Here is a 23,476-nt window from a genome sequence, read left to right on the forward strand (position 1 = left end):
TCTTATGCATGCCGGGCTGCCTGGGCAGGTGAGTCTGCGGCCATGACGGCGAGATGGCTTTGCCAATTGCGCAGGGCTTCGAGCGCTGCCCGTTCCGATACATAGACCGGCAGTCCGGCCTGAGCGAAGGCCTGGCGTACTCGCGGGTCGGGCGCGTGAACGACACAGGGCTTGCGACTGGTCCGCACGGCATCCGCAGTCTCGCGCACGAAGCGCGGCAGATCGTAGCTCGGGCCACCGATGGCGACCAGACCCAGGACGGCGGCTGACACCGCAGGATCGGCGAGGGCGATATTCATCGCCCGTCCCAGGAGACCGGGGTCGGCGAGCAGCATCGCGGTCAGATCGAGAGGGTTGCGATTCAGCGAAAATTCCGGAAGGGTGCTGTCGAGAGCGGCACAGGTTGCCGGTGAGAGCGCCGCCAGCGGCAGCTCGAGCGCGGCCGCGGCGTCGGCGGCAATGACGCAGGATGCGCCGGAATTACTGATGAGGGCGATGCCGCCGGCCGGCGCGCCGGCGCCCGGACCGAGATAGAGGGGTATGCTTTCACAAAGATCCGGTAGTCCATCCGCGAGGCGGCAGCCGTGCTCACGAAAGAGAGCGGCGATGTCCTGGCCGCTCAAGCCGTCGAAACCCGTCGAGCCGGTGTGCAGTATGGCCGAGCGGGCGCCCTGGGACGACACACCGCCCAGCATGGCGATGATCGCGATACCGCGGCTGCGCGCCGCCTCGAGCGCCGCGCGCATGGCGGCCGCATCCTTCACTTCTTCCTGATAGATGAGCAGGACACGCAGCGATTCATCGTTGGCGAGTTGCGCGATGAACTGCGTCACGTCGAGATCGGCCTGATTGCCCGTGGTGCAGACATAGCGCACGCCGATCCCGTTGGCGCGCAGCAGCGCATAGGCCGCAGCTCCGAAGCCGCCGCTTTGCGAGACGATGGCTACCGGACCGTCCTGGTGCGGGCAGTCGAGGTAGACGGAGGCGAAGGACAGGATCGCTCCGTTGGAGAAGTTGGCGATGCCGAGCGTATTGGGGCCGAGCAGCCGGATACCTGTCCGGCGGCAAGTCTCCATGAGCGCCGCCTGCCGGGCGCTGCCGGCGGCGCCGATCTCGGCGAAGCCCGAGGAAAACAGCAGTACGTGAGGTATGCCGAGGCCGGCGCAGGCTTCGATTTCGGCGCCGGCTCGATCGGCCGGCACGCATAAAATGGCGACGTCGGGCACCTCCGGCAGGGCGGCCAGGCTGGTGTAGGATGGCAGCCCCTGCACCGGAGTGCCGTGCCGGGTAACCGGATAGAGGTTGCCGGCGAAGCCGTGGGAGATCAGATGGCGCAGCGGCCGGCCGCCGACCTTGTCCGCGTTATCCGAGGCGCCGACCACGGCGACGGCGCGCGGGTTCAGCAAGGACTCGATGCCATGAGCGTGTTTGTTCATGAGGGGAAAGCGAACTCCGCCCGGCCGTTGCCGAGCACCACGACGTCGCGTTCGATGACGCGGACACGAAATAACGCATGATCGGCGCGAGGCCAGATTTCCGTGCGCAGCGTTTCTCCCGGAAATACCGGCGCGGAAAAGCGGGCGCTCAGCGCCGTCAGGCGCTCGGGGCGATTGTCACAGCAACTCGAAAGAATGGCGCGGCCCGCGACTCCGTAGGTGGCCAGTCCGTGCAGGATGGGGCGCGGGAAGCCGGCGGCGGCGGCCACGCCTGGATCGGCGTGCAGAGGATTGAGATCGCCGGATAATCGATAGATGAGCGCGGTTTCCGGCCGGGTGGCCAGATCGCAGATTCGTTCGGGCGCGGTATCGGGCAGGACGGGAGGATCGGACGGCGGCGGATCGCTCGGCTGGCCGGCGGGATGTGCCGCGCTCGGCGCGCTATAGCCGCCATCGCCGCGACAGAAGCTCAGCTGCTCGAGGGTTGCCAGCAATTCGCCGCCGCTTTTTTCCAGCAGGCGTCGTTCGGTCACGACGAGCGCGCCCCTGCCGGGACCCTTGTCGACGATGCGGGTGACGGCATTGTGCGCAACGACGGTGCCGCGCGGCGGCAGGGGTTTGTGGATGCGCAGGCTGTGCTGGCCGAGTACCAGACGCACCCAGTCGATGGTGGAATCCGGGTGCCGGGCCCAGAAGCCCGGAAATCCCAATACGACCGCCTGGGTCGGCAGCGCCAGCAGATTCTCCTCGTAGACGAAGCGCAGCTGGCGCTCATCGAGCGGATCCATGCCCACCCCGAGGCCGAGCGCGTAAAGAATCGTGTCCTTCTCGGTGTAGGTCTGCTCGATCGTCCCGAAAGGCCAGGATTTGAGCCGCTGATAATCGAGCGTCATGCGGAACCTGCGTGAATGTGACGCCGTGCGAACTCTTCCATCCGGCGCTTCTTGAAGCTGATGTCCGAGGGTTGCGCCTTGCCGTCGACCAGAAAATGTGTGCCGTTCGTCATGGTGACGCCGAGCGCCTCGGCCCGCTCGAACGCGCCGGGCTTCGGGCTGTCGATTCCCGTCCAGACCTCGAAGGGGCGATCCAGGGTGCCCGCCTGCTCCCGTGCCTGCCTGAGTTTCGCCAGCATGTCGGGGAGTTCCTCCTCCGTGTGGCGCAGACCCAGCCAGCCGTCATAGCGGGCCGCCCGGCGCAGTGCGGCGTCGCTGGTGCCGCCGATGAAAATAGGCACCTGCCGACGGGTGCCGGGGGACATCTGCAGGGGGGCGAAATCGTGGAATCGGCCGTGATATTCGACCATCTCGCCGCTCATCAGCTTGCGCATCACTTCGAGCTGCTCGTCGACACGTTTGCCGCGCGTATGGAAATCCTGGCCGGTCAGCACGAATTCCGTCTTTTGCCAGCCGATCCCGACACCCAGGATGACGCGGTCGTCGGCCAGGTAGGCAGCAGTGGAGACCGCTTTGGCTGCGTTGAAGGTGTCGCGCATCGGCAGCACGTACACGGTGGTCAGAAAGCGCAGCGTCCGGGTCTCGCGCGCCAATGCCGCGGACATTACCCAGGGATCCGGCCAATGGGTTTCCGGGTGCCAAAATACCTGTCCGCTCTTGGTGTAGAAGTATTCGTCGACCTGGGTCTTCGTGGTGACGAGATGATCGCCGAACGAAACGCCGTAGAAGCCCAGCTCCTCGGCGAATTTCGCCAGTTCGACGGCCTGGTCGAGCTCACAAAAGGCAAGCGATTGCCAGAATTTCATGGTCATAGCGGATCCCAGCAGAATACTTCGCCGGATCGTTCCAGATCAAAGAACGACCCCTGCAGAGCGGGTATCGCGTGCTGCGCGACGCTCTCGGGCGTCCAGCCCTCGGCGCGATGGACCGAGCGTATCGGCCGCGGCTGGCTCATCAGAAAGATCTCGTTGCTGCGCACGGCGAAGATCTGGCCGTTCACGCCGTTGGCTGCATCGCTGGCGAGGTATACGGCGAGCGGCGCGATCTTGGCCGCCGTCATTTGTTTCAGCCGCTCGACACGCGCCTGCTCCTCGGGTGTGTCCGCGGGGATATTGCTGGTCATGCGGCTCCAGGCGAAGGGCGCAATGCTGTTCGAGCGCACGTTGAACCTTTGCATGTCGAGCGCGATGGACTTGGAGAGCGCCGCAACGCCCAATTTCGCCGCGGAATAATTGGCTTGCCCGAAATTGCCGATGAGCGCCGAGGTGGAGGTCATGTGGATCATGCTGCCGGAGGCTTGTTCCTTGAAGTGCAGTGCCGCTGCCCGGCTGACATAGAAGGCGCCGTAAAGATGGACCTTCAGCACGGAGTCCCAGTCGTCCACACTCATCTTGTGGAAGATGCGGTCGCGCAGGATACCGGCATTGTTCACGATACAATCGATGCGTCCGAAGGTGTCCAGTGCCGTGCCGATCAGGCGCTCGGCAGCGGCCGGATCCGCGACGCTGTCCGTATTGGCGGCCGCCTCGCCGCCGAATGCGCGTATCTCGTTCACCACTTGTTCGGCAGGGCCCGCGTCCTTGCCGTCGCCGGACAGCGAAGCGCCGATATCGTTGACCACCACCTTTGCCCCATGACGGGCCATCAGCAGCGCAATCTCCCGACCGATACCGCCGCCGGAACCGGTCACCACCACCACTTTGCCTGCCACCATTCTGGAATCTGTCATTGTCCCATCTCCTCAGGAATCGCTCTTCATCATATTTCGTGCGATGACGAGCTGCTGAATCTGCGTCGTGCCTTCGAAGATCCGGAACAACCTGACATCCCGGTAGAAACGCTCGATGCCATACTCGGCCATGTAGCCGGCTCCGCCCAGGATCTGCACCGCCCGGTCGGCGACTCGCCCGCACATTTCGGATGCGAACAGCTTGGCGCAGGACGCTTCGGTGCTCACGTTCTCGCCGCGATCGCGGCGCTGGGCCGCATCGAGGGTCATGCAGCGTGCGGCGTAGAGTTCCGCCTTGCTGTCGGCGAGCATCGCCTGCACCAGTTGGAACTCGCCGATCGCCTGCCCGAACTGCTTGCGCTCTCTCGCATAGCGCAGGGCATCCCCCAGCATGCGTTCGGCGACGCCGACGCAGATGGCGGCGATGTGGATGCGGCCCTTCTCCAGGACCTTCATGGCGGTCTTGAATCCAAGTCCGGGCCGTCCGCCGATGATATTCGCGGCCGGCACGCGGCAGTCCTCGAAGATCACGTCACAGGTCCAGGCGCCGCGCTGCCCCATCTTGCGATCGCGCTTGCCGAGCCGCAGTCCCGGGGTTCCGGCCTCGACGATGAAGGCCGAGACCCCACCGGCTCCCTTGCTGCCGGGATCCGTGCGCGCCATGACGGTGAACATGCCGGCCAGCGGCGCATTGGTGATGAAGCGCTTGGTGCCGTTGAGAACATAACTGTCACCGCTGAGCGTCGCCGAGGTGCGCAGCGAGGCGGCGTCCGAGCCTGCTTCCGGCTCGGTGAGCGCGAAGGAGGCGATGAGTTCCCCGGTGGCGAGACGCGGCAGGTAGCGCGCCTTTTGTTCGGGCGTGCCGTCCATGAGAATCCCCTGCGAGCCGATGCCGACGGTCGTGCCGAACAGCGAGCGGAAGGCGGGCGAGGTCTGACCCATGACGAACATGGCCAGAACCTCTTCCTCCATGGTGAGGCCGAGACCCCCGTATTCCTCGGGGATGGTCAGGCCGAAAAGGCCCATCGCCTTCATTTCCGCGACGATGTCGGCGGGGATTTCGTCGGTTTCATCGACGATTCGCTCCGCCTGCACCAGGCGCTCACGCACGAAGCGCGAAACGGTCTCCAGCAGCGATCTCAGTGCATCCTGATCCCGGATCATCGAGGCAACTCCGAGCGCTCAGTAGGAGCGCGGCAGGCCGAGCAGGTGCTCGGCGACGTAGGCGAGGATCAGGTTGGTCGAGATCGGTGCCACCTGATAGAGACGTGTTTCGCGGAACTTGCGCTCCACATCATATTCGTTGGCGAAACCGAAGCCGCCGTGGAACTGCAGGCAGGCGTTGGCGGCTTCCCAGGAGGCTTTGGCCGCGAGGTGCTTGGCCATGTTCGCCTGAGCGCCGCAGGGTTGGCCGGCATCGAACAGACGGCAGGCCTCGAAGCGCATCAGATTGGCCGCCTCGATCTCGATGTAGGCTTCGGCGATCGGGAATTGCACGCCCTGATTCTGGCCGATCGGGCGGCCGAAGACGACGCGCCGGTTGGCATAGGCGGTGACCCGGTCAACGAACCAATGGCCGTCGCCGATGCACTCGGCGGCGATCAGCGTGCGCTCGGCGTTCAGCCCGTCGAGGATGTACTTGAAGCCCTTGCCCTCCTGACCGATGAGGTTCTCGGCGGAGATCTCCAGATCGTCGAAGAACAGCTCGTTGGTATCTTGATTGAGCATGTTGGGAATGGGTTTCACGGTGAGACCGCGGCGCATCGCCTCGCGCAGATCCACGACGAAGATCGACATGCCTTCGGACTTCTTGGCGACCTCGGCGAGCGGCGTGGTGCGCGCCAGCAGGATCATGAGATCCGAATGTCGTACGCGCGAGATGAAAACTTTTTGACCGTTGACGAGATAGCGGTCACCCTTCTTGACGGCGGTCGTCCTGATGCGGGTGGTGTCGGTGCCGCTCGTGGGTTCGGTGACCCCCATCGCCTGCAGCCGCAGTTCACCCGAGGCGATCTTCGGCAGGTAGCGCTGCTTCTGTTCCTCCGAGCCGTGGCGCAGCAGTGTCCCCATGTTGTACATCTGCCCATGGCAGGCGGCAGAGTTGCCGCCGCAGCGGTTGATTTCTTCCATGATGACCGAGGCTTCGGCAAGGCCGAGGCCGGAACCCCCGTACTGCTGGGGAATCAGCGCCGCCAGCCATCCCGCCTTGGTCAGCGCCTGGACGAATTCCTCGGGATAGGCCTGCTCGGCCTCCTTCCGGCGGAAATACTCGTCCGGGAATGCCGTGCAGAGATCCCGCACGGCATCGCGTATGTCTGCGTAGTTCTCGGTCCTTGTCTTCAAGAGTCGATCCCCTTCGTGGGCGCAGTGTGGTTGCAGTTCAGGGTGCTATGAGTAGTCACCGCGGGGAGTGCTCGCGTCGTCCAAAGAGACGATGACCGGGCCGATACGATTCCACCAAACTCGAGTGCAAGATTCGTATGCAACCCGGGTTCCAGGGCGAAGTCCGCTGCGGTTGAGTGCCTTTGGATACCGGTATGGACCACCCGGTCCATATACCACGTGGAGAAGCGATCATATGGATTTCCGCTATACCCCTGATGAGCAGGAATTTCGCCTGGAAGTTCGCAAATTCATCGCGGAGCACTGTCCACCCGAACTCAAAGGCTTTCATGAGATCCACGCCGAGCATGTGCATCTCGAGATGGCCTTCCTGAAGAAAATGGCGGACAAGGGCTGGCTGGGCGCCGCATTTCCCAAGGAGTACGGCGGCCTGGGCGGGGAACGGATGCCCATGGTCGAATATATTCTGATCGACGAATTGCATCATGCGGATCTTGAGGGCGTCGCGGTGACCCTCACCTACATCGTGGGCATTATCGGTAACACCCTGTTGCAGATTGCTTCCGAGGAGCTCAAGCAGGAGTTTCTGCCGCGCATGCTTGCCGCGGAACTGCGCTTCGCCATCAACTACAGCGAGCCCGATTCCGGTAACGACATCGCCAGTATCCGCACGCGTGCGGTCGACGATGGCGACGACTTTCTCATCACCGGTCAAAAGCGCTTCATCACCTGCGCCGACACGTCCGATTATTTGTGGACGCTGGTGCGTACGGAGGCGGGATCGGTACGGCACAAGGGCCTGAGCATCGTCCTGATGCGTTCCAACCTGCCTGGAGTCACCATCCAGGTATTCGAAATGATGAATGGTATCCAGACCTGCGAGGTCTACATGGACGAGGTGCGGGTGCCGAAACGCTACCTGGTCGGCGAGCGCGGCCGCGGCTGGGAGCACCTGATGGAGGCGCTGGCCCGCGAGCGTATGACCATGATCAATTTCAAGGCCGTAAGCGAGCCGTTCGAACGCTTCACGCAATGGGTGCGCGGCGCCGAGATCGACGGTCAGCGCCTGGCTGCGGATCCGGTGGTCAGGCAGTCGCTGGCGAACATGCATGTGAAAATCGCCGGCGGCAAAATGATGCAACTCATCGCCGGGGCGCGCACCGCCGACAAGAACTACATTCCGACGCTCGAGGCCTCGGCCTGCAAGATGTACCGCGCCATGCTGAGTTGGGAGAAGGCCAATCTCGCCCTCGACATCATGCGTTCCAACGGACTCCTGACGGAGGGCAGCCCGGACGCGCCGCTCGATGGCTGGTGGGCAGCCGAATACGGCTGGGCGGGTCATGAACTTTCCGGTGCGGGCGGCATGGATCTTAATCGAAAAATCATCGCCCAGCAGGGACTCGGCCTGCCGCGATGGTCGAATTGAGCGATCGAATTGAGCGAGTGCTGAACGAGTATTGAACGACTGGTGAGCGATACCCATGAACGTCAATCTGACCGATGAACAACAGATGATGGTGGACAGCGCCCGGGAGTTCCTGCGGGATTCGTGTCCGCTCGCCACCATACGCGACTGGGAGAAGCTTCCCGATCGCTATCCCCACGAACTCTGGATGCAGATGGCCGGGATGGGCTGGACCGGGGCCATTTATCCGGAGGATTGCGGCGGTATGGGCCTGGCGAATCTCGACATGGCGCTGCTGATGCGGGAGATGGGGCGGGTGGCCTTGCCGAGCCCGATCCTGTCCACGGTGCTGCTCGCCGGCCGTGCGGTTCTCGAAGGCGGTTCCGAGGAACAGAAACGCACTCTCCTGCCCAGGATCGCAGCAGGGGAGCTGTTGATGTCCTTTGCCTTCGGCGAGGCCAGCGCACGGCCCGATGCTGCGACGGTCAAGACGACGGCACGGCTCGAACAAGGGCGTTACGTGCTGAACGGTATCAAGCACTATGTGGAATTCGCCGAGCAGGCCGAGAAAATGCTCGTCGTGGCGCGGACCCGCGACAGCGGCGATCCCGAGCAGGGCTTGACGATGTTCCTGATCGATGCCCGCACGCCCGGCATCGAGTATGTCCCGCTGCAGACGCTGGCCTTGCAGCCCCAGGCAAAGGTCTTGCTGAACAACGTATCGGTCGACGCCGGCAATGTGGTCGGCCGGGTAGATCACGCCTGGTCCGTGCTCGACCCCGTGATCCAGGCCGCCACGGTCATCCTTTGCGGCTATATGACCGGCATCGCGGAAGGCGCGCATGAACTGGCGGTGAGTTACTCCAAGGAACGAGTGCAGTACGGCCAGCCAATCGGAGCCTTCCAGGCAATACAGAACTATCTGGCCACGGCCTGGGCAAAGAATGCCATGGGTGAGTATCTCGGCTATTACGCCGCCTGGCTCATCGATCAGGGTATCCCGAGCCGCGAGGCGGTATCCACGGCGAAGGCCTTTGTCGGCTATTCAGCCGTGGAGTCCACGCAGCTGGCGACCCAACTGCACGGTGGACTGGGCGCGACGGCCGATGCGCGTACGACACCGTTCCTGCGCTGGGCCAAGCAGTTGCAGCAGACGCTGGGCAATAGCCAGTATCACGAGACGATCGTTGCGGCGGAAATCCTCGACAAGGATCCGACAGGATTCGACGAGAAATACTCGCTCGCCTACATATAGGAGATTGCGATGCAATTGCCGCCCGTAAAAGATATTTGTTATGACGATGTGAAGGTCGGCGAGGAGATTCCCTCGATCAGCATCGGCCCGCTGAGTCATACACAGTTTTTGTTCATTGCCTCGTCTCACCACGACTGGTATCCGGGACACCATGACGTGGAATATGCGCGTGCGCAGGGGCTGCCGGATATTTTCATGAACGCGACCTGGCAGCATGGTCTGCTGCAGCGGCTGGTGTGCGGCTGGGCGGGGCCAAACAGCATTCCGAGAAAGATCAAATATCGCATGGGCCGCCCGGTCGTGCGCTACGACACGGTCACGGGCAAGGGCGTGGTGACCGGGAAAAGAATCGAGAACGGCGAACATCTCATCGATCTCGATATCTGGCTCGACAAGCAGGATGCGGAAAAGGTCACGACGGGCAGCGCCACGGTCGTTCTGCCTGCACCAGGAGAGGCGGCCAAGGGAGATGTGAAGTGAGCGGCAAAGAGAGTGCCAAAGAGAGTGCCAAAGAGAACAACGTAGTGCTCGAAACCGACCCTGCCGGGTATGTCTATCGTATCGGCACCGAAGAGGAAGGCATGCAGTGGATCGGCCGCGAGACCGAACCGGTCGAGCAGCCCTATCCGATCGATATCGAGCACATCGAACACTTCGTGGAGGGGATTCAGGATCCGAATCCGCTCTACTGGAGCGAAGAGTTCGGCAAGCAGACTCGATGGGGCGGGCGTATTGCTCCATGGGGCGTGATCGTGCTGACCGGGGAGCACAATGTCTGGCGGCCCGAGTGGCTGGAAGCTCCCAAGGAGACGCCGACCTTGTTCATGACCGTTCCGCTGCCCGGCAACCGCTTGCTGGCGACCGACTATGAAGTGGAATGTTTCCAGCCGCTGCGTCCGGGCGATCGGGTGTCCAAGAGCGAGCAATTGATGTCGATCGTGCCCAAGACCTTTCGGGTCGGCGTTGGGCATCAGGTGACCGTCAAGGCCTTCTTTCGTAATCAGCGGGGCGAGCTTTGTATCACCGACAGCCGGACGATCTTTCGCTATAAATTCGGTACGGGAGCGGGCTACAAGCCTGCCGCCTGATGGAGAACTCACGTGAGTAGTCCGCTTAGAGGCAAGACGGCCGTCGTCGGTATCGGCGCGACCGAGTTTTCCGCGAATTCGGGCCGCAGCGAGCGGCGCCTGTCGGCGGAGGCAGTCCTGGCAGCCTTGGAGGATGCCGGCCTGGAACCGGACGATATCGATGGCATCGTGAACTCGGATTACGATGACACCAACCAGATCGATGTCATCAATTCGGTGGGGCTGCGTAACATACGCTCCTACGCCACCATTCCCCACGGCGGCGGCTCTCCCTGCGGCACCGTGGCGCAGGCGGCCATGATGGTGGCCTCCGGTGTATGCAATGCCGTCGTTGCCTATCGCTCGCTCAATGAACGCTCCGGACACCGTTACGGTAGCTCGGATGCCGTGCCGACCTTCCCCTGGGTGTACGGACTGCATGCGCCTTATGGTCTGATCGTGCCGGGTGAATGGACGGCCATGCATGCGCGCCGGCGAATGATCGAGTTTGGAGATACGCGCGAGCAATGGTCGAGTGTACCGGTGACCTTTCGTGCCCATGCCAACCGCAATCCGCTGGCGATGCAGTACAAGAAGACGCTGACGCGCGAGGATTATCTCAACGCACCGATGCTCGCCGAGCCGCTGTGCCGCTACGATTACTGTCTCGAAACGGACGGTGCCGTGGCCTATATCGTGACCTCGGCCGAGCGGGCCCGCGGACTGAAGTCCGTCCCCGCCTATATCCATGCGGCCGTGCAGGCGACCGGTTTTCCGGTGTGGTATCAGACGAACTGGTATCGAGAGTCCTTTACCGCAGGCATCGAGACGGTGGCTACCGCTGAACATCTCTGGAAGGATAGCGGCCTGGCACCGGACAATATCGATGTGGCGCAGATCTACGATCACTTCGCGCCGCTGGTGCTCACCACGCTCGAGGACTTCGGCTTTTGCCGCAAGGGTGATGCGGCCGCTTTCGTCGGTGACGGACGGGTCGGCCTCGGCGGTGAACTACCGCTCAATACCGCCGGGGGACTTTTGTCCGAAGGCTACATCCATGGCTGGAATCTTATTCTCGAAGGCGTGCGCCAGATTCGCGGCACCTCCACCGCACAGGTCGAGGATGTGGAATTCTCACTCGTCACGAGTTGCTGGGGAGCACCCACGAGCGCCGTGATTTTTTCGAGGTGAACTTCAAGTGACACAGCAGATATCGAAGTTCCCGCGCCCGATGCCACAGATCGATCCGGATCATCAGGAATGGTGGGCGGGTCTGCGGCGCCACGAGGTGCTCGTGCAGGAATGCCCGCGCTGCAGCGCGCTCATTTTTCCACCCCAGCCGACCTGTCCCCACTGCCGTTGCCTCGAGCGAGGCTGGCGTAAGTCCTCCGGACGTGGCAAGGTCTATAGCTGGATCGTCGTGCGCCGGCCATCGCATCCCTGGTTCGCGGACAAGGTTCCCTATCCGGTCGTCGTGGTCGAGATGGAGGAAGGTTTCCGTGTGGTCGGGAGCATCGACTGCCGCCTCGAGGAACTGCGCGAGGGTTTGGCGGTCGAGGCTGGCTTCGAAGATATCGACGAGCAAGTGACTTTGTTGCGATTCCGGGTGGCCGAATAGCCGGTTCCAACAGTACGAGCAGCCGGTTCCGACAGCAGGAGGAAAGACGGCAGGAGGACACGATGGCCGGGTTGGAAGGACTACGAGTCATCGATATCAGCGACGGTATCGCCGGACCTTTCTGCGCGCGATTGCTCGCCGATGGCGGTGCCCAAGTCTTCAGGGTGGACTCATCCGCTGAAGGTGAACTTGCTCGGGCGAGCACGCTCGAGGTCTTTCTCAATCAGAACAAGCGGGGTCTTGCGCTGAATCCGGCCGACACCGGCGAGCGAGAGATTTTTTTGCGCCTGGCCGCCACCGCGGACATCATTATCGAATCATCGCGTCCTGGAACCATGGAAGCCCTCGGTCTGGGCTATGGTGAGTTGGCGGCGATCAATCCGGGGATCATCCTGGTCTCCATCACGGACTTCGGTCAATCCGGACCCTATCGTCACTACCGGGCGGATCATTTGTCGATTTCGGCGCTCGGCGGTTGGGCCTATACCTTCGGTGAGGCGGATCGCGAACCACTGCAGGTAGGCTTTCCCGTGATGTACTACATGGCGGGCATCCATGGAGCCATCGGCGCGCTGGCCGCCCTGCGCGGCCGGCGTGTGGATGGGCGAGGCCAGCACGTGGATGTCTCTTCACTGGAGGCGTGCCTGAGCATGCTTTCTTACCCGCAGGTGCTGGAGCAGTTCGGCTGCCCGCCGCTGCACAGGAGTTTTTCCGCGGCGCTGCAGATGTTCTACGTTGAGGCTCGAGATGGCTGGGTTGCACTCAATCATTTGTCCGCCAGCCAGTGGGACAATACCTGCGCCATCCTCGGCCTGTTTCATCTGGCCGAAGATCCCACTTTGCTCTATGACATGCAGAAAAAACGGGCGATCGTACCGGAGTTCATGGCGGCGGCGCGGGAGTGGGCCAAAGACAAGACTCAGATGGAGGCTTTCTACGCCGCACAGGAGCTGCAGATTCCCGCCGGTATTCCCTTCACGCCGAAGGAACTCATCGCCTGCGATCAATTCCAGGCCCGGGATTTCATGGTTCGCAGCATTCAGCCCGGACTGGGTGAATTTTTGCAGCCGGGCGCGCCGTTTCGGTCCATCTCGCTGCGCGGCGATCTGCAACCGGCACCGCGGCGCGGCGAACACGATCAGGAAGCGCTGCAGAACCTTGGACCGATGCCGCAGCCGCAGCAGTCCCCCGGCCGTATCGGTGCCGCCAAGGAACTGCTTGCCGGTCTGCGTATCGCCGATCTGACGCACTATCGTTCGGGACCCACGGGCACCTCGCTGCTGGGCGGTTTGGGCGCCGACGTGATCAAGATCGAGTCGGTACAAAGACCCGACGGTTTTCGCTTCTACAACACCTCGAATCCGACCGATCCGCTTTTTTATGAATTGGGCTCGTATTTCAATGCCAGCAATACCAACAAGCGCGGCATCACGCTCGATCTGACTTCACCGCGGGGCAAGGAGCTCTTTACGAAGCTCATCGAACAGAGCGATGTGGTCATCGAGAATTTTTCGCCCCGTGTCATGGGCAATCTCGGCTTCGATTACCAGCGGCTCAAGGAGATCAATCCTCGCATCATCCTGGTCTCGATGTCCTGCTTCGGGCAAACCGGTCCATGGCGGGATTTCGTCGGCTTCGGTTACGTATTCGATCAGATCGGCGGAGCCGCCGCCGCTTCGGGTTATGAAGGCGGTCCGCCGACGCACATGATGGCGGCCTCCGATGTGACTTCCGGTTTCATGGCCGTGTACTCGGTATTGCTGGCGCTCGAGGAGCGGGAACGCACAGGCCGGGGACAGCACATCGACATGTCGCAGGTCGAGTCGCTCGCCTTCCTGCTCGGACCGGATATCATCGAATATCAGCTGACGGGAAAGTTGCAGCCGCGCATGGGCAACCATGATCCGGTCTTTGCGCCGCACAATGTATATCCCTGTCGTGGCGAGGATGAATGGGTGAGCATTTCCGTGGAGTCTGCGCCGCAGTGGGCGGCGCTGGCGACAGTCATGGGCAGGCCGGAATGGATTCAGGATGAGCGATACGCGACTGCCGCCGCCCGCAAACACAACGAACATGCGCTCGATGAAGCGATCGGTCAGTGGACCCGGAGTCAGGACAAGCGCGCGGTGATGGAGCGCCTCCAGGACCTTGGCATCATTTCGGGTGCGGTGCTGAAGCCGATGGAACTCCTGGATGATCCGCAGTTCGAGGCCAGGAACATGCATCAGCCGCTGGCGCGGCCGCTGGTCGGTACACATCGCTATCCGGGATTCCCGATCCGTTTTTCGGAGGCGATCTGCGAGCAGCGCCGGCCTGCTCCCATGCTCGGCCAGCACAACCAGGAAGTGCTGACGGGCCTGCTGGGAGTGACCCCGGAAGAGTTCGAGGCTCTCAAGGCGGGCAGTGTCATCGGCGAGCGGCTGCGGGGGGCATAGAGGGCAGCCTGGGGATGCGGCTGGCGATGAGTCGGGCAGGTCTCATCGGTTGCGGCAGTCGCGGCTGCGGTTGAGTGTCAACCGGTTTTGCGAGTCCTTGGCTTTTTCAATTCCAATCGCGCAAGCAGATCATCGAGGCAGCGGTCCGCGGCCTTGCGAAGATCGAAGCTATCGGGATCGAGCATCCAGAATGCCAACAAGCCCAACAAGGTGCTCATCATCAGCATCGCCTCATGATCCGGATCGGCGTCGGCTGCCACCTCGCCGTGTTTCTTGCCCTGCTTGAGGTAGCGTCCCAGCTGCTCGCGGGTTCGGCTGTTTATTTTATAGATCCGGGTTCGCAGTGCTGCGCTCATGGTCGTGGACTCCTCGCGCACGGCCTCGCCCGAGAGGATCAGATACGTCCGGAAATACTCGGGAAAGCGCACCCCCGTTTCCATCCAGATCCGAATGGTCGCGCGCAGTCGCTGCATGCCCTGTCCCGGCTCCCAATCCGGTAGCGCGAAGTGAGTGTTGCCGACGACGTAGCGCATATAGCGTTCCACGACGTGGAGCAAGAGGCCTTGCTTGTTGCCGAACAGATGAGCGGGCAGGCCGCGGCTGTAGCCGGCCTCGGCCCCCACCTCGGATAGCGTCAGCCGATCGGTACCCTTGCGGCTGATGACGCGCATGGCTGCATCGATGATTTTCTGCTCGGAGGTGGCGCGACGTTCGGCCTGCGTGCGGCGCGGCGATTTTTGGCGCGGGCGAGAGACGGGGCGCTTTCTCTTCGGCATGAAATGCGTTCCAAGAGCTTCGAGCGAGATCATTATACTTTGGCGGGTGCGAAAAGAGCTTCGAGTTCCCCGGAATGGCTGTCGCACGCATGCGTATCTGCGATGTTTGAAGCGATACGGTGAAAAACCTGTTTCATCTCCAAGAGGTGCTCCGTGATGCTTCCCGACCTTGCTCCTGAAACCCGACTCTTCATCGACGGCCGGTTGGTCGAATCCTCCACCGGTGCTCGCTTTGAGAACCTCAATCCAGCCACCGGGCAAGTGCTCGGCACGACGGCCGACGGTACGGCGGCGGATATGCGGGCAGCGGTTGCCGCGGCGCGGCGTGCGTTCGATGAAACGGGCTGGGCGAGCGATCCGGCCTTGCGTGCGCGCTGCCTGCGCCAGCTCCACGCCGGGCTGCTCGCGGAAAAGGAGCAACTGCGCGCGATCGTGGTGCGCGAGGCCGGCGCGCCCATATCACTCACGACCTTCATGCATGTGGACGGCCCTATCGACATGCTCTCCTGGTGGGCGGAGAAGGCCGAGCGCTATGTTTACGAGCGCGCCATGCCGGAGGGATCCTTCCTCGGCCAGCGGGTACGACGCCTGCTGCGCCGCGAGGCCATGGGCGTGGTCGGTGCGATCACGCCCTGGAATGTGCCGCTGCTGCTGAATCTGACCAAGATCGGTCATGCACTCGCCGCCGGCTGTACGGTCGTGCTGAAGCCGGCTCCCGATACGCCCTGGTCGGCGACGCACCTGGGGCGAATCGCAAGCGAACATACCGAACTCCCCGCGGGGGTGCTCAATATCGTTGCCTCCGCCGATTCGCTCGTGGGTGAGGCGCTGGTGCGCGATCCGCGCGTCGACATGGTGTCCTTCACGGGCTCCACGGCGACCGGCCGGCGCGTGATGGAATGCAGTGCCGGCAATCTCAAGAAAGTCTTTCTGGAACTTGGCGGCAAGAGTGCCGCCATTGTGCTCGATGATGCCGATCTTGCGAGCGTGCTGCCGGGTGCCGCGGCCACTTGCATCCACGCCGGCCAGGGCTGTGCTCTCACAACGCGCTGGCTGGTGCCGCGCAGCCGCTACGCCGAGAGCATCGAGATCCTGCGCACGGCATTCCAGGCATGGAAGTACGGCGATCCGGAAGATCCCGTCAATCTTCAAGGTCCGCAGATATCGAGACGTCAACAGGAGCGTGTACTCGGCTACATCGAGCGCGGCCGCGCCGAGGGAGCTCGGCTCCTCGTGGGCGGCGGGCGCCCGACACGCCGCGGTTTTTTTGTCGAGCCGACCTTGTTCGTGGATGTCGATCCGCGCGCGACGATCGCGCAGGAAGAAATCTTCGGCCCGGTCTGCTGCGTGATCCCTTATGACGGTGATGAACAGGCCGTGCGCATCGCCAACGATTCCGTCTACGGGCTTTCGGGAGCGGTATATTCGCCGGATGAGGCGCGTGCGCTGCAGGTCGCGCGCCGCATCCGTACGGGCACCATCTCGGTGAACGGCGGACAGTGGTTTCAGGTCGATGCACCCTTTGGGGGTTATCGACAAAGCGGTATCGGCCGTGAGAACGGCGAGCAGGGCTTCGAGGAACATCTGGAGACCAAGGTGATCGCGCTGCCCGGTACACCGCCCGGTTGAGGTTCGTTTGTGCGTCGATCCGCCCTTCTGCCTGGGTGCAGGCAAGGAGAAAGAGATGTCATCGCCCGTGCTGCTCGTCGAGAAAAGTGGTGCTGTTGCCATCCTCACGCTGAATCGCCCGGATGCCATGAACGCACTGAGCATCGGGCTGCGCTGCGCCTTCAGCCAGGTATTTCGCGATATTCAGGCAGATCCGCTGATACGCGTGGCGATTCTCACCGGCGCCGGACGTGCGTTTTGCGGCGGTATGGATTTGAAGGAGCTGGCCGGTGGAATGAATCAAACGGGCGATGGGGATGCGGCCTCCGGTTGGGACATGATGGATGCCATGGCAGCCTTTGAAGGTCCGATCATCGGCGCCATCAACGGACCTGCCATCACGGCAGGATTCGAACTGGCACTTGGCTGCGATCTCATCATCGCCTCGAGCGAGGCGATGTTCGCTGACACCCATGTCCGCGTCGGGATGCTGCCCGGCTGGGGCCTGAGCCAGCGACTGCCACGCCTGATCGGTATCGCCCGCGCCAAGGAGCTCAGCTTCACCGGCAACTTCCTTACGGCTGAACGCGCCTGTGAGTGGGGTCTCGTGAATCGTGTAGTGGCCGCCGCCGACTTGCTGCCCGTATGCCGCTCATTGGCCGCCGAGATGGCTTCCACCGTGCCGGAGCTGCTCAAGGCTTACAAGAAGTTGATCGATGATGGCTATGGAATGCCGCTGGCGGAGGCCATGGGCTACGAAAGATCACTGGCGCTGGCTTACGCGCGCACTGTCTCGCCGGCCGTGATTGCGACGCGGCGGACGAGCGTACAGGCGCGTGGCCGCATGCTGAGCAAGGACGAGACGGATTAGAGATTCGTCCCGAAAGGGCGTCATTGACGCTGGCGGTTGCGGAAGTTGCTCGGCGTCTCACCGTAGGCACGACGAAAGGCGACCGAGAAACTGGCAGGGTGACGGTAACCCAGCTGCAAGGCGATGCGTTTGAGGGGCAGATCCGTTTTTGCCAGAAACACACGCGCCTGTGCCAATTGTTGTGCCGTCACATGCTCATGTACCGTCTTGCCGGTGGTGGCTTTGAAAGTACGCATCAACTGGCGCGTACCGATGCCACATGACGAGGCCAGTTCGGTCAGACTGGGGACGCCGGCAGCGAGATCGGCCAGGCGTTCCTCGATCCGTCGTAACTGCCAGGCGGCCAGCTGGCCCGTCCTATTCTCAGTGATGCCGTGACGCTCGATATGGCGTATCACATCGATCAGCACCGTGGCGAGTAGCGCTTCGATCAATGCTTCGCTGGCAAGTCCCGGTGCCTGCATTTCTTCCGCCAGACGTTGTAGGTTGACTCGGATGGAGGGATTCGACGACAGATCAGTCGCGGCCAGCAGTTGTCGTGCCGACCAGTCTCCTTGGAGGTGACCGGTAAGCCCATCGAAGTGTTTTTTCGGGATGTGGCAGCAGAGGAGGGATTGTGGGCCGCCGGCGTAGCGTCCAACGAAGGGCATTCCCGAGGGAAAGAGTGCCACCTTGCCGACAGTGGCAAATTGACCCTGCGGCCAGATACCTTCATAGCTGATGTGCGAAGGTTGCCTGGGCGCGGTCAGCGAGAAGGACAGGACATGTCTTTCTGGATGAAAGATGCGAATGTCCTGGCGCTTGGGCCACTCGGCATGGCCGATCTCGATGACGGCATTCCCGACAGAGTGGGCGGTACAGCTTGCGCGAAAAATTCTGCCTGTCATCACTGACCTGATTTCCTTCTCACGCCCTTCGTGTGGTCGTGCCATGTCGGTCTCTCTAAAGTCATGTCGTATTTGTCAGGCGATCCTGCTTGAGCCGTTCGGATCGGGCGCACTATGCTCGATGAAAGAATGAAGCCTGCAGCAGTCACAGGCAACTTTCGTGGGAGGCGCCAATGCCGCCTCGGGCATGGGGCACTACGGGGGGCGCGAGGGCTTTCTCGAATTCAGCCATGCTCGCACCATCTTCCGGGCCGGCTGGTGGGATCCGCGCCGCGCCCTGGGTCTCCACCCGCCCATTACCAGGAAGACGGAATTCCTGGCCGAGAGAGGCGTGAGGCGCTGATTTGGCTATGCGACATCGCGAGGCCGACGAGAAGGGCGGTGCAATATGACGAACCCTGCATTGGCGGCAGTCCTGAACGACAAGGAGACGCTCGAACTGCGAGAGTTGCCGCTGCCGCCCATAGGCGATGACGACGGTTTGTTGCGTATCGAGGCTTGCGGTATCTGCGGCAGTGACATTGCGCAGTTTCGCGGTGAACTTGCGTGGGGGCATGGTTACCCCGTTATCCCCGGCCACGAAATCGTCGGGCGGATCGATCAGCTCGGTCGCCATGCGGCGCGACGATGGAATGTTCAGGAAGGCGATCTCGTGACGGTCGATCCTTTCCTGGCCTGCGGTTGCTGCGATACCTGCATGAGCGGTCGTTATATCAACTGCACCAACAACTGGGGCGATAAGCAACAGTCTTACGGCTTCATCGGTACTGAGTACGCACCGGGGCTGTGGGGTGGCTATAGCCAATATCTCTACCTGCATCGCAACGCCCGCCTGTATAAATTCCCTGCGGGCGTCGCCGCCAATCAGGCGGTGCTGTTCAATACCCTGGGCGGCGGCATCCGTTGGGCGGTGACGGTACCGAAACTCGGCATCGGGGACACCATTGTCATCATGACCCCCGGCCAGCGCGGTCTGACCAGCGTCATTGCCGCGCGGGAGGCGGGCGCCGGCAAGATCATCGTTGCCGGTCGCAAGGACAGCTACAAAATGGCCCTGGCCCGCGAACTGGGAGCGGACGTCACCATCAATTTCCAGCGTGAAAATCTGCTCGAACGTGTCAAGGAGGAGACGGCGGGACGGCTCGCCGACGTGGTGCTCGATCTGACCCCGGAAGCGACCCAACCGGTGCTGGACGCCATCGAGATCGTCAGGCCCGGCGGCACCGTCGTGCTGGCGGGCTCGAAGGGTGCCCGCACGGTCGCCATACCGACCGATACCCTGATGTGGAAAGACATCACCCTGCGCGGCGTGGTGGGTGTGGGGCATCGTGAATACCGGCAAGCCATCAGCATCATCGCCTCCGGAAAATATCCTTTGCACCGCTTGATGACGCATCGCTTTCCCCTGCGTGAGGCGGAGACGGCGATACGCACGTTGGCCGGCGAGTCGCCCGTAGAGGAACCCATGTGCATCGCCATCGAGCCTTGGCTCGATGAGCGGCAACATCTGCAAGGAGATATGAAGTGAGCAGGATGAGTTATCGCGAATTGCTGGGCGAGCTTGGCAAACCGGTCGTCAGCGGCGAGATCTGGTCGGCTTTCGCCGAGGCCATCCGGCGGGCGGGCGAAGTCGTCACGCTGCCGCATGCGCCTGATTCACCGTACGATCGCGCCGAGGGCTACCGATATTTGACCAATCTGATCAATGCCGCGTTGATCATGCATGTCGAGTTCGCCGACAAGGACTATCCCGAGTTCGGCCGCTTCATGGATACATCGATCAAGTGGGGACAGGACAACACCGATTGTCTGTACTCGAAGTGCTCCATACGCGGCGATGCGACCTATCGGATTCGCGGCAGTGGCGGCAGTGCTCACTATCTCAGTCTGGTGGCAACCCACGGTAGTTTCGGCGACGAGACGGCCGAGGACAAGCATCCGGGCGGCTCCTGCGGCAAGATCACCAATCTGAATCTCGCCTACGAACCGGACGGCTCTTTCGAAGTCATCGTCAGTCCCGAGCCGCACGAGGGTAACTGGTTGCGCATCGACGCCAGGGCGGACGGTCTCGGTGTGCGCCAATTCTTCTACGATTGGGACCACGAACGGCCGTGGTATCTGGAAATCGAGCGCGTCGGCGCCGAGTATCCGCCGCCGCGGATGACGGCAGAACAGTTCGACAAACGCCTGCGCGGCGCCATGAAATTCATCAGCCCCGGCGCCCAGTATTGGGATCGGACATCGCGCGGGCTATACGCGCAGCCGGTCAATCAGGTGCCGATGATCGAGCGTGGACGCTCAGTGACCGATCCGGAGCAGCATTATGGTTTCGGCTGGTATCGAGTTGCCGAGGACGAGGCTTTGATCGTCGAGCTTACACCGCCGGCCGATGCGCATTACTGGGGTTTCCAGGTGTACAACTGGTGGCAGGCAAGTTGGGACTACACCTACCGACAATCCAGCCTCAACGGTCATCAGGCACGCCCGGATGCCGACGCCAAGTATCGCCTCGTACTGGCCCATAGCGATCCTCGCGTGCACAACTGGATCGATCTGATGGGACACATCGAGGGTCTGCAGACCATCCGCTACCTTCTGAGCGAAACCGGGCCGGAACCGGTCACCCGGCTGGTCAAGCTCACCGAGATATTCCAGCATCTTCCCGCCGGCACACCGAGGATCGATGCGCAGGCGCGCGCCGAAACGCTGCGCAGACGCCGCCAGGCGGTGTGGCGGCGTTTCAGGGGTTGAAGACATGTTTTTCTACTTCGATTTTGCCAACTATTTCACCTTGCTGCGGCTGGCGCTGCGCGAGCAGGGCCGAACGCGGCGGCGCCTGCTGCGCCGCTTGCTTATCCGCGTGCCGCTGGTGGCGCTGTTCCATGCCGTGTGCTTCTTCCTCGACGGCATTTTCTTTCCGCGCCTGCACCGGCTGGAGGTGCGCGCGCCGGTGTTCATCGTCGGCCATCCCCGCAGCGGCACCACGCTGCTGCATCGCCTGATGTGCGGGGACCACGAGCGCTTCAGCTACTTCATGCTCTACGAGCTGTGGTTTCCCTCGTTGATTCAGAAAAAAACTATCCGGTTCATTGCGCGTCTGGACGAGCGCCTGGGAGATCCGCTTGCCCGACGCATCCGTGCTTGGGAGGCGCGCAAGTTCAAGGCTACTCAGGGCATGCACACGATGGGCCTGACACTGCCGGAGGAGGATGATTTCGTGCTCACACCCTCCTGCGCCTCAGGGTGGTGGATGGTGATGTTGCCCTACCTCGATGAAATGGATTTTTATTACATCGACGAGCCGCCGCCGGCCCGCCGGCGGCGGCTGATGGCTCATTACCGCGAATGCGTCAAGCGCCAGCTTTATTTGAACGGTGCGGGCCGCACGCACCTGAGCAAGAACCCGGTGTTTTGCGGGCGTATCGAGAGCCTGCTGGAAGCTTTTCCCGATGCCCGCATCGTCGTCGCCATGCGTCATCCCTACGAAACCCTGCCGAGCAGTCTGAAGTTGATGAAGAACGCCTGGAAGTACCGCGGCTGGGACGAGGCACGCATCCAGCGCAATCTCGATAACCTCGCTGCGAAATCGTTTCACATGATTCGTTACCCGCTCGAGGTGCTCGCCCGCCATCCCGAGACGCGGCAGGTAGTGGTCGATTATCACGATCTTGTCGCCGAACCCAAACGTACCGTCGAGCAACTCTATGCGCAACTCGATCTGCCCGTGACGCCGGCTTTTGCAGCGACTCTCATCGAGGAACAGAGCCAGGCGAAGAAGCATAAAACCAGCCATACCTACAGCCTGAGCGAATTCGGCCTGGACGATGCCCGTATTCGCTCTGAGCTGGCAGATCAGTTTGCCCGCTTCGCCTGGGAGGTGCCGGCCGTGGCGCCGGCCGCTGGTGTAAATGCCGGCGTGCACACCGACTGAGAGACATCATCGCCATGGAAATTTTTGCTTCCACCCCGGAGCACTGCGGCATCGAGGCCATCGGTGACTTCGCGCGGCGCGCAGAGAGGCTTGGCTACAACGGCATCTTTGTTGCCGATGCAATTCATGACGGTCTGCTGCTCGCCTGCCAGGCGCTGGCGGCCACGACGCGCTTGAAGGTTGCCATCTCGGTGCTGGTGGCTTTTCCACGCAGCCCGATGAACGTTGCGCTTGCCGCCTGGGATTTGCAGAAGATGTCGGGTGGGCGATTCGAACTCGGGCTGGGTAGCCAGATCCGGCAGAATATCGAGGAGCGCTATTCTGCGCGCTGGCGGCCGCCGGCCGCCGGCATGAAGGATTACATCGGCGCACTGCGGGCTATCTTTCGCAGCTTCCGCAATCCGCGTGAACCGCTGAACTTCATTGGAGAGTACTACCGCTTCACACGTCTACAGCCCTTTTTCAATCCCGGTCCCATCGAGGCGCCCGACATACCGATTGCCCTGGGCGCCGTGGGGCCGAAGATGCTGCGCTTGGCAGGAAACGTGGCCGATGGTCTATACACCCATCCGACCAACACCTCGCCGCGCTATTTGCGCGAAGTCATCCTGCCTGGGGTGGCGGCGGGTGCGTTCGATCGAGACGCGGCGCTCGCGCCGCCCAAGATCAGCGTTTTGCAGTTGACGGCCATGGGGCCGGACGCAGGAGCGGTGGCTGCCGAGCGCCAACGTCTGCGCGGGCTGCTCGCCTTTCTTTTTTCCACGCCGGCCTACTGGCCCAGTCTTGCACTGTTCGGCTGGCAGGATGTGGGACCTGACCTGCAGCAGCTGACGCGCGAGGGGCGCTGGCAGGACATGGCCGCTGCGCTGCCGGAAGCCCTGCTCGATGAGTTTCTGGTGTGCGCGACATACGAAGACTTACCCGAGGCGCTGGCCGGGCGCTTCGCCGATCTGGCCTGTCGTATCACGCTGCCGCTACCCGACGATGTCGACCAGGATGCGGTATTGACGCGAGTCGTCGCGGCGATCCGCGCGCGCTGGGTTGCAAGGTAAGCGTTATTGCCAGGCCCATGCGATGCCTGGGCCCTCCGAGGCCGCCAGAATCGGGCCGTCGGATCATCATGAAACTTGGACGGTTGGGGCTCGGAGCGGATCGTACC

The 23,476-nt window shown here is 62.4% G+C and carries 21 protein-coding genes and 1 pseudogene; 14 read left to right on the forward strand and 8 right to left on the reverse strand.

Annotated features, from left to right (window positions below):
• Nucleotides 1-2: 2 nt before the first annotated feature.
• Genes ACG33_RS03515 through ACG33_RS03540 form a run of 6 tightly spaced genes read right to left on the reverse strand, consistent with a single transcriptional unit; the run spans nt 3 to nt 6,461 of the window.
• Entirely contained in the window at nt 3-1,436 is a 1,434-nt protein-coding gene (locus ACG33_RS03515; protein WP_066918730.1) for a CoA-binding protein, read from the reverse strand.
• Nucleotides 1,433-2,329: a MaoC/PaaZ C-terminal domain-containing protein gene (locus tag ACG33_RS03520; RefSeq protein WP_066918732.1), complete on the reverse strand. Its 897-nt coding sequence runs from the start codon at nt 2,327-2,329 to the stop codon at nt 1,433-1,435. The genes ACG33_RS03515 and ACG33_RS03520 overlap by 4 nt, the downstream gene beginning before the upstream one ends.
• Entirely contained in the window at nt 2,326-3,201 is an 876-nt protein-coding gene (locus ACG33_RS03525) for a TIGR03619 family F420-dependent LLM class oxidoreductase (RefSeq protein ID WP_066918734.1), read from the reverse strand. Before ACG33_RS03525 ends, ACG33_RS03520 begins: the two co-directional genes overlap by 4 nt.
• Entirely contained in the window at nt 3,198-4,103 is a 906-nt protein-coding gene (locus tag ACG33_RS03530; RefSeq protein WP_066918736.1) for an SDR family oxidoreductase, read from the reverse strand. Before ACG33_RS03530 ends, ACG33_RS03525 begins: the two co-directional genes overlap by 4 nt.
• Before the next feature lie 27 nt (nt 4,104-4,130).
• Nucleotides 4,131-5,282, reverse strand: coding sequence for an acyl-CoA dehydrogenase family protein (locus tag ACG33_RS03535; protein ID WP_066918738.1), 1,152 nt, complete (start codon nt 5,280-5,282; stop codon nt 4,131-4,133).
• Between the two features lie 18 nt (nt 5,283-5,300).
• The gene (locus tag ACG33_RS03540) at nt 5,301-6,461 is read right to left on the reverse strand and encodes an acyl-CoA dehydrogenase family protein (RefSeq protein WP_066918740.1); all 1,161 of its coding nucleotides are present in this window, start codon (nt 6,459-6,461) and stop codon (nt 5,301-5,303) included.
• 235 nt (nt 6,462-6,696) lie between these two features.
• On the opposite strand from ACG33_RS03540, the gene ACG33_RS03545 reads away from it, so the two are divergent.
• From ACG33_RS03545 to ACG33_RS03575, 7 genes are all read left to right on the forward strand, one after another.
• Entirely contained in the window at nt 6,697-7,890 is a 1,194-nt protein-coding gene (locus ACG33_RS03545) for an acyl-CoA dehydrogenase family protein (protein ID WP_066918742.1), read from the forward strand.
• 55 nt (nt 7,891-7,945) lie between these two features.
• Nucleotides 7,946-9,124, forward strand: coding sequence for an acyl-CoA dehydrogenase family protein (locus tag ACG33_RS03550; RefSeq protein ID WP_066918744.1), 1,179 nt, complete (start codon nt 7,946-7,948; stop codon nt 9,122-9,124).
• A 9-nt stretch (nt 9,125-9,133) separates the two neighbouring features.
• Entirely contained in the window at nt 9,134-9,604 is a 471-nt protein-coding gene (locus ACG33_RS03555; RefSeq protein WP_066918746.1) for a hotdog family protein, read from the forward strand.
• Complete coding sequence (locus ACG33_RS03560) at nt 9,601-10,212, forward strand: FAS1-like dehydratase domain-containing protein (RefSeq protein WP_066918748.1); 612 nt, start codon at nt 9,601-9,603, stop codon at nt 10,210-10,212. The genes ACG33_RS03555 and ACG33_RS03560 overlap by 4 nt, the downstream gene beginning before the upstream one ends.
• 12 nt (nt 10,213-10,224) lie before the next feature.
• Nucleotides 10,225-11,382 (forward strand): thiolase C-terminal domain-containing protein, encoded by a 1,158-nt coding sequence (locus ACG33_RS03565; RefSeq protein WP_066918750.1) that lies wholly within the window; start codon nt 10,225-10,227, stop codon nt 11,380-11,382.
• 7 nt (nt 11,383-11,389) lie between these two features.
• A complete protein-coding gene (locus ACG33_RS03570) occupies nt 11,390-11,809 on the forward strand; it encodes a Zn-ribbon domain-containing OB-fold protein (RefSeq protein ID WP_157071656.1) in 420 nt (139 codons plus the stop codon).
• A gap of 62 nt (nt 11,810-11,871) precedes the next feature.
• Nucleotides 11,872-14,244: a CaiB/BaiF CoA transferase family protein gene (locus ACG33_RS03575; RefSeq protein WP_066918754.1), complete on the forward strand. Its 2,373-nt coding sequence runs from the start codon at nt 11,872-11,874 to the stop codon at nt 14,242-14,244.
• 77 nt (nt 14,245-14,321) lie between these two features.
• Here the strand turns inward: ACG33_RS03575 and ACG33_RS03580 are convergent, their stop codons facing one another.
• The gene (locus ACG33_RS03580; RefSeq protein ID WP_066918756.1) at nt 14,322-15,020 is read right to left on the reverse strand and encodes a TetR/AcrR family transcriptional regulator; all 699 of its coding nucleotides are present in this window, start codon (nt 15,018-15,020) and stop codon (nt 14,322-14,324) included.
• Between the two features lie 156 nt (nt 15,021-15,176).
• Here ACG33_RS03580 and ACG33_RS03585 point away from each other — a divergent pair, with 156 nt between their 5' ends.
• Both ACG33_RS03585 and ACG33_RS03590 read left to right on the forward strand, forming a co-directional pair.
• A complete protein-coding gene (locus ACG33_RS03585; RefSeq protein WP_066918758.1) occupies nt 15,177-16,649 on the forward strand; it encodes an aldehyde dehydrogenase family protein in 1,473 nt (490 codons plus the stop codon).
• Nucleotides 16,650-16,704: 55 nt separating this feature from the next.
• Nucleotides 16,705-17,499: an enoyl-CoA hydratase gene (locus ACG33_RS03590; RefSeq protein ID WP_157071657.1), complete on the forward strand. Its 795-nt coding sequence runs from the start codon at nt 16,705-16,707 to the stop codon at nt 17,497-17,499.
• A gap of 20 nt (nt 17,500-17,519) precedes the next feature.
• On the opposite strand, the gene ACG33_RS03595 is transcribed toward ACG33_RS03590, so the two are convergent.
• Nucleotides 17,520-18,431 (reverse strand): helix-turn-helix transcriptional regulator, encoded by a 912-nt coding sequence (locus tag ACG33_RS03595; RefSeq protein ID WP_083536411.1) that lies wholly within the window; start codon nt 18,429-18,431, stop codon nt 17,520-17,522.
• A 121-nt stretch (nt 18,432-18,552) separates the two neighbouring features.
• Here ACG33_RS03595 and ACG33_RS17005 point away from each other — a divergent pair.
• The 5 genes and pseudogenes from ACG33_RS17005 to ACG33_RS03615 all read left to right on the forward strand — a co-directional run.
• Nucleotides 18,553-18,729: pseudogene (locus ACG33_RS17005) on the forward strand (coniferyl aldehyde dehydrogenase); the annotation flags it as partial.
• A 45-nt stretch (nt 18,730-18,774) separates the two neighbouring features.
• Nucleotides 18,775-19,914 carry a zinc-dependent alcohol dehydrogenase gene (locus ACG33_RS03600; RefSeq protein WP_066918761.1) on the forward strand — a complete coding sequence of 380 codons (1,140 nt, stop codon included), beginning with the start codon at nt 18,775-18,777 and terminating at the stop codon, nt 19,912-19,914.
• Between the two features lie 5 nt (nt 19,915-19,919).
• Complete coding sequence (locus ACG33_RS03605; RefSeq protein WP_066918763.1) at nt 19,920-21,137, forward strand: DUF1214 domain-containing protein; 1,218 nt, start codon at nt 19,920-19,922, stop codon at nt 21,135-21,137.
• Nucleotides 21,138-21,141: 4 nt separating this feature from the next.
• Entirely contained in the window at nt 21,142-22,317 is a 1,176-nt protein-coding gene (locus ACG33_RS03610; protein ID WP_066918765.1) for a sulfotransferase family protein, read from the forward strand.
• 14 nt (nt 22,318-22,331) lie between these two features.
• Nucleotides 22,332-23,369: a TIGR03617 family F420-dependent LLM class oxidoreductase gene (locus ACG33_RS03615; RefSeq protein WP_066918767.1), complete on the forward strand. Its 1,038-nt coding sequence runs from the start codon at nt 22,332-22,334 to the stop codon at nt 23,367-23,369.
• Nucleotides 23,370-23,476 lie beyond the last annotated feature (107 nt).

The organism is Steroidobacter denitrificans (assembly GCF_001579945.1).
Lineage (GTDB): Bacteria > Pseudomonadota > Gammaproteobacteria > Steroidobacterales > Steroidobacteraceae > Steroidobacter > Steroidobacter denitrificans.

Excerpts from the sequence above, each read along its gene's own strand:
- ACG33_RS03585 (WP_066918758.1), top strand. The coding sequence starts at position 15,177 with ATGCTTCCCGACCTTGCTCCTGAAACCCGACTCTTCATCGACGGCCGG.
- ACG33_RS03610 (WP_066918765.1), top strand. The coding sequence starts at position 21,142 with ATGTTTTTCTACTTCGATTTTGCCAACTATTTCACCTTGCTGCGGCTG.
- ACG33_RS03595 (WP_083536411.1), bottom strand. The coding sequence starts at position 18,431 with ATGGCACGACCACACGAAGGGCGTGAGAAGGAAATCAGGTCAGTGATG.
- ACG33_RS03580 (WP_066918756.1), bottom strand. The coding sequence starts at position 15,020 with ATGCCGAAGAGAAAGCGCCCCGTCTCTCGCCCGCGCCAAAAATCGCCG.
- ACG33_RS03545 (WP_066918742.1), top strand. The coding sequence starts at position 6,697 with ATGGATTTCCGCTATACCCCTGATGAGCAGGAATTTCGCCTGGAAGTT.
- ACG33_RS03515 (WP_066918730.1), bottom strand. The coding sequence starts at position 1,436 with ATGAACAAACACGCTCATGGCATCGAGTCCTTGCTGAACCCGCGCGCC.
- ACG33_RS03535 (WP_066918738.1), bottom strand. The coding sequence starts at position 5,282 with ATGATCCGGGATCAGGATGCACTGAGATCGCTGCTGGAGACCGTTTCG.
- ACG33_RS03600 (WP_066918761.1), top strand. The coding sequence starts at position 18,775 with ATGACGAACCCTGCATTGGCGGCAGTCCTGAACGACAAGGAGACGCTC.
- ACG33_RS03615 (WP_066918767.1), top strand. The coding sequence starts at position 22,332 with ATGGAAATTTTTGCTTCCACCCCGGAGCACTGCGGCATCGAGGCCATC.
- ACG33_RS03550 (WP_066918744.1), top strand. The coding sequence starts at position 7,946 with ATGAACGTCAATCTGACCGATGAACAACAGATGATGGTGGACAGCGCC.
- ACG33_RS03605 (WP_066918763.1), top strand. The coding sequence starts at position 19,920 with ATGAGTTATCGCGAATTGCTGGGCGAGCTTGGCAAACCGGTCGTCAGC.
- ACG33_RS03575 (WP_066918754.1), top strand. The coding sequence starts at position 11,872 with ATGGCCGGGTTGGAAGGACTACGAGTCATCGATATCAGCGACGGTATC.
- ACG33_RS03555 (WP_066918746.1), top strand. The coding sequence starts at position 9,134 with ATGCAATTGCCGCCCGTAAAAGATATTTGTTATGACGATGTGAAGGTC.
- ACG33_RS03590 (WP_157071657.1), top strand. The coding sequence starts at position 16,705 with ATGTCATCGCCCGTGCTGCTCGTCGAGAAAAGTGGTGCTGTTGCCATC.
- ACG33_RS03530 (WP_066918736.1), bottom strand. The coding sequence starts at position 4,103 with ATGGTGGCAGGCAAAGTGGTGGTGGTGACCGGTTCCGGCGGCGGTATC.
- ACG33_RS03525 (WP_066918734.1), bottom strand. The coding sequence starts at position 3,201 with ATGACCATGAAATTCTGGCAATCGCTTGCCTTTTGTGAGCTCGACCAG.
- ACG33_RS03520 (WP_066918732.1), bottom strand. The coding sequence starts at position 2,329 with ATGACGCTCGATTATCAGCGGCTCAAATCCTGGCCTTTCGGGACGATC.